We start from the raw sequence: 19,480 nt of genomic DNA on the forward strand, positions 1-19,480 counted from the left end.
GCCCTTATCAAAATAATTATATTAAAAATTTTTTTCATTCATTTTCATTTAATTTATCGGTGTTAATTTATCTTCTATCAGATCCCATTCAAATGCTTTACCGGTGTCAACTTGAACATAATACCATCCCAATGTACTTATGTGATCACTCATATCATCGTATACTCGAAGAACATAGTAATCTTTTCCACCTCTCTTTTGCGTATGGTCATATCCAACCTTTACCTTTTGGTTTTTGTTAATTACGATTTTGCTTACTATTTCAATCGCTTTTTCCTTTGTAAATTCATTCTTTTTAATGTTTTCGTTAATATTATTAGCCTCTTTTCCAACTTCTGCTTTGTCAGCTTTTTTTTGTTCCTCTATTTTTTTTTGATTTTCCAAAAGCCTCTGTTCTTTCAACTTTTTTTGTTCTTCCGGAACTTTCTGCTCTTCTATTTTTTTTTGATTTTTCGAAACTTTCTGTTCCTTTATTTTTTTTTCTTCAACCTCCTTATTCAATTCTTCTTGTTTTTTATTTACAATTTTTCCATCATCTTTTTTTTGTTGAATAATAACCATCTGCCCTTTTTTATCACTTTGATGCTTATTATATATTGAAATAATAAAGATAACCCCAATCACAATAGTTAAAAATATTGCAATTAATCTCACTTCTTTTGATTTAAAACGTTCGCGTATTTTATTCAATAATCTATCCCCTTTAATAATTGTAAATACAATAAATTATATATTCCACCATAATTATACTTTAAAATCACTTTTAAATCAATATTTTACAAAATATCCAAAATTAAATTAACGACGAAAAAACTGCTGAAATATATTTCAGCAGTTTCCTTTGCTGGCTTTCGTCAAACTCTTTATTAAATCATCACCTGCAATGCTCCAATATTAATATAAAACACCTTTTATAACCTACTTGAAATAATTATAAACTACTTCAGCCATTTTACTCGCAAAAGCATCTTGCTCTGCATTATTCGCAGTTTTAGCTGCCTCTTGTAAGTTACTTATAAATCCACATTCAACCAAAACAGAAGGCATATTTGTATTTTGAGTAACATACAGATTATGGTCACTTTTTCCTCTGTTATTATAACCTAAATTAGCTAAGGCATCTATTAATCGCTGAGCTAGATCAGCACTTTTCAATGCTGCTAAAGTTGGAGTTGTATCATAATTTATACCGTTTTTCGTTACTATACCACTTTTGTCTAGATTGGGTCTATAGGTACTATAATGTGTAGTTATACCACTGGACTCTGGGGTATATGCGAAATCATGGTGAATACTAAGAAATAAATCTGCCTTAGCATTATTTGCAATATCAACTCTTTTTTTCAGACTAGAAGTTTCATTATCATAAAATTTATCATTTTCATTTCTTGTCATTATTACATTAAACCCATACTGTACTAACTTATTTTTTAATTTAAGTGCTAATTGCATATTTAAATTTCTTTCCACATAGGTAACCCCACCAAAAGTTGAGTAGGATCCATCATCTCCACCAAAATTATGCCCTGGATCTATAACAATAGTTGCTTGTATCTTAAAGTGTATACTTTTATAAGCAATAGTATTGTCATAACCCTTAGCGTATACCCCGATTGTATGAGTTCCAAATCCTATATCATCTATGCCTAGTTTATATGCAAACCCTGAGTTAATCGAATATGGATATTTGGGATAGGCAGCTTGAACATCCGATCTTAATACATCAGCTTGAACACTTCCTTTTAATTGGCCATCTAAATAAATGTCAACTTGTTTTACTTTGGAATCATTCAATGCCCATCCCCGTATGTTTAGCTCTTTTTTTTCAGTTAAATTATCATAATCCGAAAAATCAGTATCTATATTTACATTTGGGTTTAATTTTTGGAGGTCAAAGCTTCTTTCAACAGATGCCTCACTTAAATCATTCCCAACTGAAGTAACTTTAACTGAATGCTTGCCAATTGATAAATCAGATAATGAACTAACAAAGTTAAATCCACTTTTTTCTCCATTAGGATATCCATTATATGCTGAGTTCACATCCGGTCTATTTAGGCCATAATCTGCCTTTCCTTTATAAACTCCATCAATGTAAACATCAACTTCCTTCATACTAGACTTATTTAAAGCCCAACCACCTATAACTAATTGTTTATCTTTTGTAAGACTACCAATTTCATTTAAAAAAACTCTAGGTTCTGAACCAACAATATTTAATTGCTTAGATATAACCTGTGAACTACTATCATTCCCAATAATCTCTATCCGCAATAAATGCTGCCCTAACAAAATTTCATTTGTGTTTAATGCATATTGAAATCCAGATTTACCCCCGTTTATATACCCTGGGAATGCTCCATTAACATCATCTCTTGTTAATCCACACTGTGCCATACCTTTTAATTGGCCATCCACATAAACCTTAACATCTCTTACTCCCTCTGCATTTAAAGCCCAGCCTTTAACATCAATGGTGTTTATCTTTGCTATATTACTATAGGATGGAGAATCAATATAGCCTATGGGTTTTTTCTTCTCCACTATTATCTTATTATCTATAGTTTTTTTTGTTCCATCTGCTCCTACTGCCTCTACCCTTAAATCATAATTTCCTGGAGGCGTGTTATTTAGAGGGATTTTATATGTAAATCCACTAAAGTCACCACTAGGATATCCTGGAAATGCCTTATTTACATCTGATCTATCAATTCCATAGACAGCACTACCTATAAATTTGTTATCCAAATACATATTAACTTCTTTTATTTTTGAAGTGTTAAGTGCCCATCCATCAATTAGAATTTCTTTTTCAAATTTTTGGTTATTTAAAGGAGTGTCAATAAATAATGTATTGTCACCTTTATAAACTTCCACTACCATTTGACTCTCAATACTACTTTTATCATTTCCTACAGTAACTACCTTTAAAACATTTCTACCTACAGCTAATTTATTAGCATTAATAGTATAATCAAATCCTGATTTTGAAGCATTATTATAGTAGGGGTAAGCATCCTTTACATCTTCTCTAATTAATCCATAATCAGCATTTCCACACTCGACATCATTCACATAAATTTTTACCTGATTAACGCCTGAGGGGTTTAATGCCCAACCAGCAATCTTCAAGTCTCTTCCATTTACATACCTGCTTAAGGTTGGATCATCAATATAACTCATAGATTCTTTCTTTAAAATAATATTGCTTTCCTGTATATCTCCATTGTTCCCTACAGCTTTTATGGTAACTGTCGCTGTAGAAGTCTTTATAAGACTAGTATCTAGCTTATACGAAAACCCAACTTTATTTCCATCTGGATAATTAGGATAAGCAGCTGCTACATCCGATCTATCTAAATTATAATTAGCTTTACTTAAAAATTGATTATTTAAATATATTTGTACTTCTTTCATACCATTTTGATTAATTGCCCATCCACTTATAATTTCCTCATCGCTGTTTACCACTTTTTGATCTAGAGGCTTGTCTACAATCATTTTAGGCAATTGATGTACTTTTTCAATATTCCTAATTTCATTAAATTTTGATCCATCAAGTCCTATAGCTTCAACTAATATCTTATGTACACCATAATCTAAATTTGTATTTTCAATATCATAGTTAAATCCAGATTTACTGCCATCAGGGTATCCTTGGAATGCGCTATCCACATCTGGTCTTTCCAATCCATAAGTTGCAGTTCCTATAGCTTTATCATCCAAGTATATTTTTACTTCTTTTACACCTTTAGGACTTAGTGCGAACCCTGCAACCTTTAACCCTTTGTCTCCATAAACTTTAGGCGAACTGGGATAATCTAGATAAATATTATTTTCTAATTTTTTTTCGGAATCTATTGCTTCAATATTATTCTCTGTTGCTGTACTTGGATGTTCTTGTGCTAATGCTAATGCTTGGACATTAAATAAAGGTAAAATAAAAATTACTAACATACTAATTACTATAGCAAGCCTAGTGCTTTTCTTCATATATGTTGCCACTTCCTTTCACTTAAGTTAATAGCCTTTTAACTATTTAAATTATTAATCCTACTTTTTTTAACTTTAAATGTTTCATATAACCTGATTCTACTCTTCTTCGCAAAAACTGCTATATAGGTTGGAATTAAAATTCCTGCCATAACGTAAACTAACCAATACTTTTCAAGTCTATATGCATACCAAACACTATTAAGCACATTATGATCAATTGCTTTTACCTTTACTATAATAAAATTCATTATAAGAAATACAAACAAATGATTGGCCATTATATGAAATGAATTTTCACCAATAGATAATAATATATCATTTTCTTCAATGTATCTTGTTATTAACTTTGAAATCACAATGCATAAATATATGCCATTGATACTAGCTATTATTGGCAAAAATAAGCGTCCTCCAAAATCACACCAACTCAGAGCATAAGATACATCCTTATATTGTATTATTAATATAATTTGCAGTATAACTGAGCCTATGATATATTTGGATTTAATTAACTGGACATCATCCAATTTGTTTTTATACCAAAATCCTAAATAATAGAAAAACAGACCAAATAGCGTTCTATCTACAACTAGTTCATATTCTGAATGAATACCACTTTTCGCAAACCTAAGCCCTATTAATGCCAAGCACATAAAAACACTAAAACTAAATAAATAAGACTTATTAATTTTTTTAATCATTTTAAATAGTAATATAAAACTTATTTGAATAATAAACAATTCAACTACAAACCACCCAGCTAAAAACAAATGGTATTGATGTCCATGCAAAAATGGGCTAAGAAAAAAATTATACAATGTAGGTAGTTCACCTAATAAAATGTTATTTTTTTTATATAAAACATATGTAACTACTGCATAAAAAAGATTATATATAAAATATGGTATCAATAGTGTTTTTATCTTTTTTATAAAAAATATTATTATATTGTCCTCATTATTCTGATTGTAAAAATATCCCGATGCAAAAATAAACAAGACAATATGATATGAATATGTAGGGTACCATGTAAATGGATCATATTTATGTCCAATTACAACTGCTATAATACCAACTGCTTTAAGTATAGTCATTTCTTTATTCATTTCTTTTTTCATTTCACTTAATACTCCCCCACAATATTTTATATATACTTTTTATTCCTTCGCCACAATTTACTGTTCTATGTTCTCTTATATTTCCTTTTATACTTCCTTTTAAATACAAGGATTCCTTCAAATATTAATGGATAACATAATTGAAAGCTCATACCTGAAAAACTTAATATATTAGAAAATGTACTTAAAGCCACTATGTTACACAACATTGCTACTCCTGTAATTGCAAATATATTTGACTTAGATAACAATGTAATATAAAAATAACATATACCTATCAAATACAAGAATAAAATTGTAACTCCCGCCCATCCTAAATAATGAAATGCGCCCAAATAAAAACTTCCTACCGTAAGCTCAGGTTTTATTAGTAGAACTGTGTTTTCTTCCCTTACATCAGTCTTAGAAAAAAATCTTTTAGATAAAAAGTCTGGAACTATCTCGTTACCAACAAATTTCATCAAGTTATTAGTATTTATTTGAGGACTGGTCTTATCTATATTTAATTGAAGATTCGCCAGAGGGGAAGATATATATATGTATGCCCAAAAAAAAGGTTTCGGTATAATTGATTTTTTAAAGCGTTGAGAAGCTTCCCCTACTTCTAATATGTAATTACTACTAAATTTTTCTTCACTTTTATTTAACGTATTGTTTCTATAATTTCCAAAAACACCAAAAAAATAAAACATCGCCAAAAATAAAATAATAAATTTGGTTATATTTTTTTTATAAAAATTCAAATTCAAATCAACTTTTAGAAGCGTTACAAAAAAACACCCTAAAAAAATATTCATGAACATTCCCCTAGATATAAGCAATACAGAGGGTATAAGGCATATAAAATAAAGTAAAATTACAATTTTATTTCTTGTAGAAATATAAACATGATATAAATATACAGCAAAAAAAATAGTAAACGTATATAAAATAACATGAAAGGTAGGTATCCCTCTAAATTCTAGATAATTTATCTTTTTAGAAAATATAGGTATGGATCCAAAGTATATAAATTCTGCAATATTACCTAGTATAATTAATATTGTTACATATATTAGATTATTGCTATATTCTGCATCTACATAATTGATAATCTTTTTTTTCCTCGTATACGCCCAAGCAAACCCACATATTACAAAGGTTAGTATAAAAAACATTATTGTCGTCCAGGTTAATCCTGGATATACATCTGACCAGCCAAATGCATAAAATAATATTACTGTTAAAAAGCTTATAATGTATATTAAAAACGGATTCGCCACTTTCTCACCCTCTTAGAATTATTTGTATTTGCCGAAAATAAATCTTTTACTATCTAATACTCCTCTTATAATCATCTTATATTTTGATAATTTATTTTTCTCATGCAATTGTATTTTTATTATCTCATTAATAAAACGAAGTTTGTCCTCTCTTACCCACGTTGGAAAATCACTTTTAAATTCTTTCCAACAATAAAATCTATTACGTGTTATATAATATCTTCGTATAACAGAATGATTTGTAACAATTATTTTTTTGCCAAGAAAACTCTTATTAACAGAATCGCCTAAGCTATGTAATAAAATGATATTAGATACCTTTAATATATTATAATTTTTTCTCTTAATCCTTAGACAAAATTCATGATCTACAAAATCTATAAATAATTTTTCATTAAAAAAACCTATTTTATTAAATATTGAAGCTTTAACCAAATTTCCTGAAGTCATTTCAACAATAACATTTTTTAAGTTATCTATATCAAAACTATACTTTTCGCACTTGAAATTTACAGTTTCAGTTTCACTCTTATCAACATAAGTTGGAGCAATTATAGCCACCTTATCTCTTTCATTTTCTGATAAGTTTTCATATACACAAATCATATTTTCAATCATATTTTCAGTAGCCACACTATCGTGATCTAAAGTGAAAATCCACTCATACCCTTCTGATAATGCAAATTTAACTCCATAATTCAGAGCTTTTGCAATACCGTAGTTTTCGTTATTATAAATGATTTTAATATAATCATTTTCATCTAATTTAGCCAATTCATTTATAGTATCTCTACTAGATCCATTATCAATTATTACTACTTTATCAACCTGTCCTTTTATAGCATCTACGCATTTATATATATCCTTGCCAATGTTATAAGTTATAACTACTGCACATACATTTGTATTAGTTCTCATATATACCATATCCTATCGTCAACTTTTTATTAAATCGATAAAATCACATTGCATAGTAACTTTATCTTCAAAAGCCTTATGCTTTAACTTCATCTTATTTTTCATACTCAATATCTCTTTAATTGATTTCAAATTGAAAGGTTCAAATATTAAAGAGAACATTAAAAATTTTATAAAATTCTTGATTATTTGCCACTTATCTCTTTTAAATGTTTGTTTTGTTTCGTTTTTTAAAATCATTAGATATTGATTTCTGAAAGATAATCCTCTAATAAATTTAGATTGTTTTTTTCTAGCATTAATATAATTTTTAATTCCATTTTCACCTTTTCCGAAACCTCTTCCATGGTATGCTATTGCTTTTGGATAATACATACACTTGAGTCCCGCTAAGTTAAATCTCCATGATAAATCTATATCTTCTTTATATGCAAAAAAGTCTTCATCAAAATATTCATTTTCTATCCTAACTTTTTCTAAAGCTGATTTCCTATAAAAGGGAGCTGCACCACAAACTCCAAAAATCTGTTCTGTGGTGTCATATTGACCAATATCCTCTTGATTTTGCCCTCTATCAATGCATCTCCTACTACGAAACATTTCTATCCCAGCGCTATCTATGTAATTCAATTTTTTATCATTCTTAAAATCATACTTTAATAACTTTCCTGACACTGCAGCAATTTCTTCATCTCTTACTGTGAATATATAAAGCTTCTCAACGAAATCTGATTCCATCACAATATCAGGATTAATTATCATAACATATTCTCCATGTGCCATATTAATCCCTTGATTTGCGGCTCCCGAATATCCCAAATTCTTATCATTATTAACCTTAATAAAATTTTCATTTGGGTATTCTTTGCAAAAATATTCATATGAATCATCACTTGAATTATTATCTATAAAAATCAACTCAATATTTTTGAATGTTTGCCGAATTATTGAATCTATACATCTTTTTATGTATGATTTATTGTTCCAGTTTATCACAACTACACTTACGGTATCCTTCATACAACTAATCCTCTTCCTCAACGTAATCTAATATCTAATAAATTTAGTATCAAGCTATTCTTTAATTTTATAAACGAATTGTATATCTAAATCTCTTAATTGTTTTTGAACCTTGTCTTTTTCTGATAAAAGTACTTCATCTATTCCATCTAATGGCCATTCTATATTAATATCTGGATCGTTCCATAACATGCCACAATCAAATTCCGGATGATAAAAATCAGTACATTTATATACAAATTCTGCTTCATCAGATGTAACTAAAAATCCATGTGCAAAACCTTCTGGCACATAAAATTGTTTTTTATTTTCTTCAGTTAATAATACGCCATACCATTTACCAAAAGTCTCTGATCCTTTCCTTAAATCCACAGCTACATCAAAAACTTCACCTTTTATTACTCTAACAAGTTTTCCTTGAGTATGCTTAGTTTGGAAGTGTAACCCTCTGAGCACTCCTTTTGTAGACATAGATTGATTGTCTTGTACAAACACCATGTCAAGTCCTGCTGCTTTAAACTCCTCATAATTGTAAGTTTCCATAAAGTATCCTCTGTTATCACCGAACACCTTTGGCTGTATAACATATAAACCTTCTATTCCTGTTTTAGTAAATGTAAATTGTCCCATAAATATCACCTATACTTTCTTATTAATCTTTTATTCTATTGAAGCTGCTGCTTCTTTATACACGTCCTTATATTCATCAGCTATATTTAATAAATATCTACCATATTCCACTTTGAATAACGGTTCTGCGAGCTTTATCAATTGTTGCCTATCTATAAATCCTTTTCTATAAGCAATTTCTTCTAAACAAGCAACATACAGCCCTTGCCTTGTTTGAATAGCCTCAACAAAATTAGAAGCTTCAAGTAACCCTCTATGAGTTCCAGTATCAAGCCATGCCATTCCACGTCCAAATAGCTCAACCTTTAGTTTGCCACGTCTTAGATATTCATTATTTACCGCAGTAATTTCTATTTCACCTCTAGCAGATGGTTTAACATTTTTCGCTATTTCCACTACGTCATTATCATAAAAATACAGTCCTGGAACTGCATAATTTGATTTTGGATTTTTAGGTTTCTCTTCTATAGATACTACATTGTTATCTTCATCGAATTCTACTACACCAAATTCTATTGGGTTACTAACATGGTATCCGAATATAGTTGCACCTACTTCTCTTGATGCAGCTTTTTCTAATCTTTCACTAAATCCATATCCATGAAAAATATTATCGCCAAGTACTAATGCAACTCTATCATCACCTATAAATTCTTCTCCAATTATAAATGCATCAGCAAGTCCTTTTGGTTCTTCTTGCACTGCATATTGTATATTAAGTCCTAATTGACTTCCATCCCCAAGTAAAATTTCAAAAGTACTTGTATCTCTTGGTGTTGATATAATTAATATATCCTTAATTCCTGTTAGCATTAACACTGATAATGGGTAATATATCATTGGTTTGTCATATATAGGTAATATCTGTTTAGACACAGCTTTAGTTATAGGGTAAAGCCTAGTTCCAGAACCTCCAGCTAATATTATTCCTTTCATCTTTGTTCCTCCTAATTTTTAATTATAATCCTAGAAAACCTTTTTTTCCTTTTTAGTAGCATTCATTGTTAAACTTAATCCCCATTTTGAGTAGATACCCAAATATGTTAGTAAATTTACAATTGTATTGTATTTATTTTTATAATGTTTATTATAGAATATAAACATTGATTTGTGAAATTCGCCTATCATTCTTGTGCTTTGCTTCTTACTGCTTTCACCTTTATAATGAACTATTCTTACCTTAGGATGATAATAGTTTTTCCACCCTGCTTGTTTTATTCTATAACACCAATCAATGTCCTCTCCATACATAAAAAAGGTTTCATCAAGAAGCCCAACCTGCTCAATGGCTTCCTTGCGTAGCATCATAAACGCTCCAACTAAAGAATCAATTTCGCTTTCTTCATCCTCATGTATAAATGTAGCATTATATCCTCCAAATTTTTTATTATTTGGAAGTAGCTTGTCTAGCTTCATAAGATAGCATAAAGAGTTCCATGGAGACGGGAATCCTCTTTTGCATGCCTTATCTAAAGTGCCATTAACTTTTACCACTTTACATCCAAGGCATCCAATCTCTTTATCCTTTTCCATAAAATCAACGCATTCCACTAATGTACCTTTTGGTACAATAGTATCAGGATTTAAAATTAGAACATACTTGCTCGACCTGCATTGTCTTATGGCTAAATTATTAGCCTGTGAAAAGCCACCATTAATGCTGTTTCTTATAATCTTTACTTGTGGAAATTCGCTTTCCACCATGTCCGCGCTGCCATCTTTTGATTGGTTGTCTACTACCCATATCTCATATTCTATGTTTTCAGTATTCTGAATTACGGAACTTAAACAATCCCTTAATAAATCTACCGTATTATAACTTACTATAACTATTGACAAATCCATACGCTGTCCCTCATTTACTTTTTAATGAAACAATGGCATTTTATAATGCCCCTTCTTCTTAATACTACAAAAACTGTTTTTAAGATAATTCTTATATCCATCCAAAAACTTCTTTTATCTACGTATCCACATCTAAATGGAGCAATATGTTACTATTTAAATTAATTTATTCCATGTCATTAAATGCATTTTAATACAATATAATGTAGTTTAATACAATTTATATTTTTTCCACTCCGTATTCGAGTATACCATAATATTTATGAAAAGTTAATATTTTTTTTTATTATTTCCAAATTTTTCATGCTCTTTTCCCAAGCCATTTATACCCCAATATATACTATAAATCGAGTAGGAGCTAAATAATTAATTTATTTAGCGACCTCTCACACCACCGTGCATACCGTTCGGTACACGGCGGTTCAATAGAAATTAATGTTTTAATAAATATGTCTCAGATATAGAAACTAATCCTATATTTTTAAGGTATTTATTGGTCAATGTTTTGTTTAATATAGGGCTATTGGATGTTCTCCAATAGCCTTTCCTTGTATTTGCATATTGCAAAGCTTTATTGTTTGGTATTCCTAATTTAACAAGGTTCCCATATTTTGTTTTAATCTTTTTCCATTGTTTCCAAAAACACATTCTAATTCTTCGCCTTAACCATTCATCAAGTGTTTTAAGAATACTTTTAATGTCTGCAATAGCAAAATAATTTATCCATCCAACTATCACTTGCTTAAGTTTCATAAACCTATATTTCATGCTCATCGCATTACTTCTTGAAGTTAATTCTTTTAGCTTTGCTTTGAATTTGATTATAGGTTTTTGAGGAACTCTCATTCTGTATTCACCTTTTGCTCGGTAAAATGAAAATCCTAAAAATTTAAGTTTCCAAGGTCTATCTACTGTACTCTTTTCTTTATTCACTCTAAGCTTTAACTTTTCCTCAATAAATCTCGTAATACTCTTCATTACTCTATTTGCTGATTTCTCACTTTTGACGTATATATTCGCATCATCAGCATATCTACAAAAGTTTAGTCCTCGTTTTGTTAGTTCTACATCGAGTTCATGTAACATTACGTTACTTAATAATGGGGACAAAGGCCCGCCTTGAGGTGCTCCTTCTTCTGTATTCATAAATACCCCATTTATCATCACTCCACTTTGTAGATACTTTCGTATCAGAGAAATTACTCTACTATCTTTAATATCTTCCGATAGTATCCTTATTAATTTATCATGATTTATCGTATCAAAGTATTTAGAAAGGTCTATATTCACCGTCCATGTATGTCCAGCATTAATATATCCCCTACATTTTTCAACAGCTTGTTTTCCACTTCTTAAAGGTCTAAAACCGTAACTATTATCAGAAAATTTCTTTTCATATACTGGTATTAGAGTTTGTGATATCGCTTGCTGAATAACTCTATCTAATACAGTAGGTATTCCAAGTAGCCTAATTCCACCGTCAGGTTTTGGTATTTCTACCCTTCTTACGGCTAGAGGTCTATATCTACTTTCTAATAATGATTGCCTTAATTCTTGTCCATGCTCTTTTAGATAATGTAGAAGTTCATCTACTGTCAAACCATCAATCCCATGACTTCCTTTATTGGCTTTTACTCTTTTATATGCTTTATTCATATTATCTCTCGATAATATCTGCTCGAGTAAACCATTATCATATTCATTCACATCGTTTCTTCCTTCTTCTGACATAGAGGAAATACTATGCACTTCTACATTACCTTCGAGTTCCACTCTATTCTCTCGTAGAGAGCCTTCTTTATGAAGTTGTCTGCTTTTATCATATTTTCTCGTATCCTTCAAAATTCCAAAACCTCCTATTGTTCAGTCCTTCCCACGCTAACGCGTTTTGCATGGTACTATGACGTCTGCTGACTTCTGATAGTTCAGCCATACATCACTGTATGGGTTGTTATTTCTAAATTCATATCCACAACTTACCTATCAGATCTCCCCGGGTAAGAACGCAATCTTTCACTCCATCTATCTGCTACATTTACACCACTTGTTTCGAATAGTTTTGGGCTTCGTTTTGTATTGCAAACTTACCCACAAGCATATGCCTTATATGTAGTTTCTGTTCGTCAGACCGGAGTTTGGCCGCCAACTTCCTTCAGATTCCATCTCACGATGGACACCCTTGTCTTAAGCTATGCACTTGGCACTATTAACCCGTGCTAGGGACTTTCACCCATTAGATTGCGCCCATGCCGGGCGCACAACGAAAAAGCAGGTGTATTATCTACTCCTGCTTTTAATTATTTTAAATACTCACTAATCGCTTCCTGCCAAGTCCTAGTTATATCCCCAGTAGTTAATTCCAACATATAATTTCTAAGCACTGAATATTCAGGCCTTTTTGCTGGTCTTGGAAATTCATCAGTTGTGCAAGGCAAAACTTCTGTATCAATTCCTTTAAGTCTAAATATTTCTTTAGTGAATTCATACCAGGTACATTCACCTTTACATGTGCCATGAAAAAGTCCATAATTCTTATCTTCTACGAGTTTTATTATAACTCTAGCTAAATCAACCGTACTTGTGGGAGTTCCTCTTTGGTCATTAACTACTTTTAATGTCTTATTAGTTTTGCTTAAATTTATCATAGTCTTTACAAAATTATTTCCATCTCCGTAAAGCCATGCAGTTCTAATTATATAATGCTTAGGATTGTGATTCTTAACTAATATTTCTCCCTCAAGCTTTGTCCTTCCATAGATAGTTTGTGGATTTACGGGATCAAATTCTGTTAGTGATTGATTTACATCGCCAGCAAAAACATAGTCTGTTGATACTTGAACAATTTCGGCTCCAATTTCATTTGCAGCCGCTGCTAAGTTTTTAGGTCCTATTGTATTTATCCTATATGCCATATCTATTTCAGTCTCACATTTATCAACAGCCGTAAGTGCAGCACAGTTAATAATCACATCTGGTTTATTTTTATTTACAACACTATATACTTGATCTACGTTTGCTATATCTAAATCTGATACATCCGTAAGTATTAAATCAATGCCTTTTTTCCCTTTATATTGGTTAGCGAGTTCGCGACCGAGCTGACCATTAGCTCCTGTAATTAATATCTTCATAATTCATTCTCCTTTATATCTCTTACTTTATGGAATGTAATTAAAACAAAACTCTCAGAGTTCAATCCCTAAGAGTATCATTTTAACTGCGTTTATAACATAAAATCAAATTATCTATTAAGAATAATGTCACAAATCCTATCGACATCATCTAAACTTAAATCAGCATAAAGTGGCAATGTAAGCACCCTATCTGCTATGTAGTTTGCAACTGGTGTCTTTTCAACATCAAATCTACCTTTGTAGCATTCAAAACTATTCGTTAGGGGATAGAAATATTTACGAGCAAAGATATTCTCTGCTTTCAGCTTCTCAATCACTTCATCACGACTTAGCTTATACTCATCAAATACTACAGGGAAGTAAGCATAGTTGCTCTTCACCCCTATTTGAGGTTTACATACCTTAATTCCATCAATACTCCCTAATCTTTCAATATATCTTTCTACCACAGCTTTTCGATTTTTTATCTCGCCATCAACATGACGAAGGTTGCAAATACCCATTGAGGCTTGGAATTCATTCATTTTAGCATTTCCACCTACATACTCAACAGACTCTGGTCCAGTAATACCGAAATTTTTCAAGTCATTTAATATTCTAGTTAACTTATCATTCTTAAAGGTTATTGCTCCACCCTCAATAGTATTGAATACCTTTGTAGCGTGAAAACTAAACATTGAAGCATCACCAAAGTTAGCGACACTTACACCCTCTGCCGTTACACCAAAGGCGTGAGCAGCATCGTAAATAACTTTTAGGTTATGCTTATTTGCTATCCTTTCAATCTCCTTGACATTACAAATATTTCCATAAACATGCACTGGGATAATAGCGGATGTCTTATCCGTTATCAAACTCTCCAACTTGTCCACATCTATAGTGTAATCGTCAGGATTCACATCACAAAATACTGGCTTTAAACCATTCCTTACTATTGCATGAGTTGTAGATGCAAATGTGAAAGGCGTTGTTATAACTTCTCCTTTAAGATTGAATGCTGCTATTGCACACTCCAATGCAAGATGTCCATTAGTGAAAAGAGTAATATTTGGAGTATTTAAATAATGCAGTAATTTTGCTTCTAATTGTTTATGTTTTGTACCCATATTAGTCAGCCAGTGGCTGTCCCATAAGTCTTTAATTTCTTCTGTATACTCCTCAAATTCTGGCATTGAGGATCGAGTTACTTGAATTGATTTCAATATACTCACCTCTTTATATTATTTATAAATCTGTTAATTTTTAACCCCTAAGTTCCTCGAATCTATTTAGTTCCATTTCCTTTTTAAAATCCTTTAGATAATCTAAATAGTAATACTGCGGTATATATCCTAACTCTTCTCTGGCATTTGTTATGTCCATAATAAATTCTCTACTATTAGGTTTATCTGGGCAAGGAATAATTACGGACTTACTACCCTTAGGTGAAAATACTTCAATTACGCCTTCAATTTGTTCTTTTAAAGTTACAGCCCTACCAGTACCTACATTATAAAACCCACATTCTCTATCAACCGTAATCGCTTTACACAGCATTTGGCAAAAATCTCTAACATAAACTACATCTTTTGCTTTAGTCGGATCTCCCCACATTTCAATTTGTTTACCTGCCATTGCTTGATTCATCAAATGGCGATAAGCAAGCACTCTTTTTTCACCATCAACATAGAAATATTGATTAGGTGTATATGCATAGATAGTCGGGCACCTGAATATGAAGCTCTTAATGTTATACGTCTGATGATAATGTTCTATCATATCTACGGCGGTATTTTTTGATATAACATATAATGCATGATCGCCTTTGTAACTAAAACTTCTCGGGAAATCCGGTTTAATTAAAATTTCCTTCCCCCAATAACCAGAAAGATCACCTTCCGACTGTGGATATAAAATCCTATCAGCTTGAGTCCTTCTGCAGTACTCTAATACGTTAAAAGCTCCAACTATATTAGTTTCCATATACTGTTCTGGCTTATAGCCTTCCATATATGCTGGTAGAGCTGCAGCAAGATTGATGACAGCATGAATACCATTCTGTGGTAACTTGTTAAACTGACTAGAGTCTGTGATATCAACACTGTAATACTCTATTCCCCTCTTTTGAAAAAATTTTGTTTGTTTACGGCCAACAGCTATTATCTCAAATTCTTGGGAATTTAGGTTTTCAATACAATATTCTATTAAATATGCTCCAGTGTTACCTGTTGCGCCAAAAATAATTACTTTTTTTTTCAGCTTCCACACCTCCTTTTTATTTTATATTAATTCGTATGTTTCAAGCATACCTTTAATCTGATATCTTGAATTAAACATCATAACATCTATTATTGATAAGTTTGACACAAATTCATTATTAAACTGCTGATATTCAACCGTTCCGGTCTTCAGAAAACTAAGTTTTATCTCTCTATCTGCAAAGTCATCATAAGAATATAGATCTTGTCCTCCTACCGCATTGTAATACTCATCTGCACCAATCACCTTGCATATTTCTATAACTTTGTCCTGACCTTTTAAATCATTATTTTTATTTATTGTTGATGAAACAATAATCTCAGTATCTATAGATAAATATTCACAAATTCGTCTTATAGAAAATTCTAAATACTTTGCTAAATTACTCTCGTCTTGATTAATAATATTCTCAATAACCGAAAAGGCATCTGAATAATATGGTGCTTTTTTATAACAACTTTCAATAGTTTTAAGCAGCTTTTTGTTTTGAATTGGGTTTCCTAATACCTCAACTTCATTAATGAGCTTATTGGGGCTTGCGCCATTCATCTGAAGGTTTATCATTTTACCCTCACCATTCATCAAAATTTTGTTTCTGTTTATCCATCCACCTTTTATAAAGTTAACATCATCATATATGACGTATTTATCTACTGAGTTCATTAATTGCCAATACCCTATGTATGGTAAAAAGTATGGTTGCATTATACCTACCTTCATTTTGTTGCTCCTTTCATACTTTTGAAAACATCCTTGTTATCCTCATTTAATTAATGTTTGCTCTTTTTATTTACCTTTTTTTAAAATAGAATTTAACAACTCATACACTGTGTTTAATTCTTCTATTCTTTCAATTTTACTTAAGCCTACATATGCCACTACCCCTATTATGAATTGAGCTATAATTTTAACTAAATTATTATTAGGAAGCACTGCGCCACTGAAATAAACAACTATTGCCATTATCACTGATGCAACAAATGTAGGCATTATATCCTTGATTTGTTCTATAGTTGAATAAGAAAGCAATTCAGCTGAATAATATGAATTGATAAAATAACCAATATATGAACTTATAACCGCTGCCCAAAGTAATCCATTAATACCAAATTTAAAAAATAATACTATTACTATTAATATTAGTCCTATTGCTTTTTTAATGATCTCTAATCTTAAAAACAAATCAGATCTTCCTTTTACTTGAAGGATATTCAAATTAATTGCATGAAGTGGAAATAACATTCCTGCAAAACATAATATTTGAAAATAAACAATAGAATTCACCCATTTTTGTCCAAATATTAATCTTATAAGGGGACTAGCAACTGCTGCTAATCCTATCATTAAAGGAAAAGTTATAAAAACTGATGTCTTTATAATCTTCTTATAAGCATCTCTTAGTTTGTCCTCATTTTCTTTTATACTGCTAAGAACAGGATAGCTCACTTTTTGTACTGAGGATGTTATCGATTGAGATGCAGTATCTCGTAATTTTTGAGCATTCGTATAATAACCAAGCTCTACTGCTGAAAATGATTTTCCTATTATTAAAAAATATAAATTATTATATAATGTATCAATCAATCCAGATGCCAATAGCTTCCATCCAAATCCAAATAGCCTTTTAAAAGATTCTACGCTAAAAACTAATGATGGCATCCAGCTATTATAAATACACAATAAAAAAGATTGAATAAGTTGCATAGATAAAGTTTTAATTACAAGACTCCATACTCCAAACCCCATATAAGCGAAAACAATCGCAATAATACCTGATAAAACAGATGAGATTAAGCTTATTTTGGTTTGGGTTTTAAAATTTATACTCTTTGTTAACATAGTTCTTTGAATTAATCCAAAGGAATTAATAATAAGGACTATTGCAAGCACTCTTAATATAGCTATAAGTTGGGGTTCTTTAAAAAATCTGCTAATGCCACCTGCGGAGAAAAATAGTACTATATACATTACAACTGCCATAGCAAGATTAAAATAAAAAACTGTTGAATAATCCTCCTGGCTTGGCTCTTTCTCCCTAATTAAAGCATTAGTAAACCCACTATCTATAAATGATTGAGATACTGCAATAAAAACTGTTATCATTCCTATGATCCCAAAATCTTCTGGCACTAAAAGTCTTGCAAGTATTACTAAAATTACAAATTGTATTCCCTGATTTGCAATTAAATCTGAAAAGCTCCAGAATAGACCTGATATTGTTTTTTTCTTTAATGTACTTTGTTCTTGCATTTGTTTTCTCCTAAACTATTTTTGAAATTGAATAGTTACTAATATGTGTCGTGAAATAACATCTACCTTAGACTACTACCAGTTTCCATTTGCTATTATTTCTTTTTATATAAACCGGATGATTTTAAAATTTTCTTTAGTAGTTTATAAAAGAATATTATTATAATCCATACAAACATTTTAACTTTACATATAATACTATTTTTCGAAATGTATTTTTTCATAAAGTCTTTGAGTTTAGGTATATTAAACGTACAAATATAATTCAATATTATTTCACATTCTATTTTTTTTAATTCTGTGTTAAAAAGTTTATTATAATTTGTATCCATATTTGATAAGTTAGCTAATGAATTCACCATATCAATTCTAAATAAATTCGGATTGTTTTTAGTTTGAGCTGAAAATGATGAACCCGAATCTCTTACCCATCTGTAAGTCCCCATATTTTCACTAAAATATTTAATTTTACCTTTCGTCAATAGCAAAAGCTTAAATGGATAATCGCCAACAATTTCTACATCCTTGAGAAGTTTATTACGTACCACGGAATAATCCTCTCCCCATATATTTTTAAAAACCAAACTAAGAGTAGGAAGATTATTATATTTAAATTGGTCTAAAGGTGTTTTCAAATCACCTTTATAGCTACCAAACGGTGTATCGCTTAATAATTTACGATTTTCATCTATTATAGATACATCATGGGCTGTTGCGATATAATCACTGTTATTGTCTAAAAAATCTATAGACTTTTGTAATTTCGTTTTGTCTGTCCAAAAATCATCGCCTTCTAAATATGCGATATATTCACTATTACTATTTTTAGATACTTCTATACAGTTTAATGATGCTCCAACATTCTTTTCATGCAGGATTAATTTAATTTTATCTGGATATCTCTGCTTATAGTCTTTTAAAATTTCCCTGGTATTATCAGTAGAACAATCTTCCCCAATAATTATTTTATAATCAAAGTTCACTTCCTGCATTAGTATACTGTCAATTGCTTCTTGAATGTACTTTTCATGATTATATGCCAACATATGTATAACCAATTTAATCAATT

16 protein-coding genes are annotated in these 19,480 nt (G+C 30.6%); all 16 read right to left on the reverse strand.

What is annotated here, in order from left to right:
• Window positions 1-48: 48 nt before the first annotated feature.
• Window positions 49-690, reverse strand: coding sequence for a hypothetical protein (locus ACWJKS_RS16055; protein ID WP_462959971.1), 642 nt, complete (start codon window positions 688-690; stop codon window positions 49-51).
• Window positions 691-918: 228 nt separating this feature from the next.
• Complete coding sequence (locus ACWJKS_RS16060; protein WP_462959972.1) at window positions 919-3,993, reverse strand: N-acetylmuramoyl-L-alanine amidase family protein; 3,075 nt, start codon at window positions 3,991-3,993, stop codon at window positions 919-921.
• 38 nt (window positions 3,994-4,031) lie between these two features.
• On the reverse strand, window positions 4,032-5,114 hold the full coding sequence (locus tag ACWJKS_RS16065) for an acyltransferase family protein (RefSeq protein WP_462959973.1): 1,083 nt from the start codon (window positions 5,112-5,114) through the stop codon (window positions 4,032-4,034).
• Window positions 5,115-5,179: 65 nt separating this feature from the next.
• On the reverse strand, window positions 5,180-6,376 hold the full coding sequence (locus ACWJKS_RS16070; protein ID WP_462959974.1) for an O-antigen polymerase: 1,197 nt from the start codon (window positions 6,374-6,376) through the stop codon (window positions 5,180-5,182).
• Between the two features lie 18 nt (window positions 6,377-6,394).
• Window positions 6,395-7,294: a glycosyltransferase family 2 protein gene (locus tag ACWJKS_RS16075; protein ID WP_462959975.1), complete on the reverse strand. Its 900-nt coding sequence runs from the start codon at window positions 7,292-7,294 to the stop codon at window positions 6,395-6,397.
• Between the two features lie 18 nt (window positions 7,295-7,312).
• Window positions 7,313-8,314, reverse strand: coding sequence for a glycosyltransferase family 2 protein (locus tag ACWJKS_RS16080; protein ID WP_462959976.1), 1,002 nt, complete (start codon window positions 8,312-8,314; stop codon window positions 7,313-7,315).
• 54 nt (window positions 8,315-8,368) lie between these two features.
• The gene (rfbC, locus tag ACWJKS_RS16085; RefSeq protein ID WP_462959977.1) at window positions 8,369-8,944 is read right to left on the reverse strand and encodes a dTDP-4-dehydrorhamnose 3,5-epimerase; all 576 of its coding nucleotides are present in this window, start codon (window positions 8,942-8,944) and stop codon (window positions 8,369-8,371) included.
• A 30-nt stretch (window positions 8,945-8,974) separates the two neighbouring features.
• A complete protein-coding gene (gene rfbA, locus ACWJKS_RS16090) occupies window positions 8,975-9,880 on the reverse strand; it encodes a glucose-1-phosphate thymidylyltransferase RfbA (protein ID WP_462959978.1) in 906 nt (301 codons plus the stop codon).
• Window positions 9,881-9,910: 30 nt separating this feature from the next.
• Entirely contained in the window at window positions 9,911-10,789 is an 879-nt protein-coding gene (locus ACWJKS_RS16095) for a glycosyltransferase family 2 protein (protein ID WP_462959979.1), read from the reverse strand.
• A gap of 432 nt (window positions 10,790-11,221) precedes the next feature.
• Window positions 11,222-12,631 (reverse strand): group II intron reverse transcriptase/maturase, encoded by a 1,410-nt coding sequence (ltrA, locus tag ACWJKS_RS16100; protein WP_258280593.1) that lies wholly within the window; start codon window positions 12,629-12,631, stop codon window positions 11,222-11,224.
• 455 nt (window positions 12,632-13,086) lie between these two features.
• Window positions 13,087-13,920, reverse strand: coding sequence for a dTDP-4-dehydrorhamnose reductase (rfbD, locus tag ACWJKS_RS16105; RefSeq protein ID WP_462959980.1), 834 nt, complete (start codon window positions 13,918-13,920; stop codon window positions 13,087-13,089).
• A gap of 110 nt (window positions 13,921-14,030) precedes the next feature.
• A complete protein-coding gene (locus tag ACWJKS_RS16110; RefSeq protein ID WP_462961087.1) occupies window positions 14,031-15,128 on the reverse strand; it encodes a DegT/DnrJ/EryC1/StrS family aminotransferase in 1,098 nt (365 codons plus the stop codon).
• 37 nt (window positions 15,129-15,165) lie between these two features.
• Entirely contained in the window at window positions 15,166-16,170 is a 1,005-nt protein-coding gene (locus ACWJKS_RS16115; RefSeq protein WP_462959981.1) for an NAD-dependent epimerase/dehydratase family protein, read from the reverse strand.
• A gap of 12 nt (window positions 16,171-16,182) precedes the next feature.
• Entirely contained in the window at window positions 16,183-16,881 is a 699-nt protein-coding gene (locus ACWJKS_RS16120) for a WbqC family protein (protein ID WP_462959982.1), read from the reverse strand.
• Between the two features lie 66 nt (window positions 16,882-16,947).
• Window positions 16,948-18,411 (reverse strand): lipopolysaccharide biosynthesis protein, encoded by a 1,464-nt coding sequence (locus ACWJKS_RS16125; protein WP_462959983.1) that lies wholly within the window; start codon window positions 18,409-18,411, stop codon window positions 16,948-16,950.
• 95 nt (window positions 18,412-18,506) lie between these two features.
• Window positions 18,507-19,478 (reverse strand): glycosyltransferase, encoded by a 972-nt coding sequence (locus ACWJKS_RS16130; protein ID WP_462959984.1) that lies wholly within the window; start codon window positions 19,476-19,478, stop codon window positions 18,507-18,509.
• Window positions 19,479-19,480: the final 2 nt, after the last annotated feature.

It is taken from the genome of Clostridium sp. CM038 (assembly GCF_055081105.1).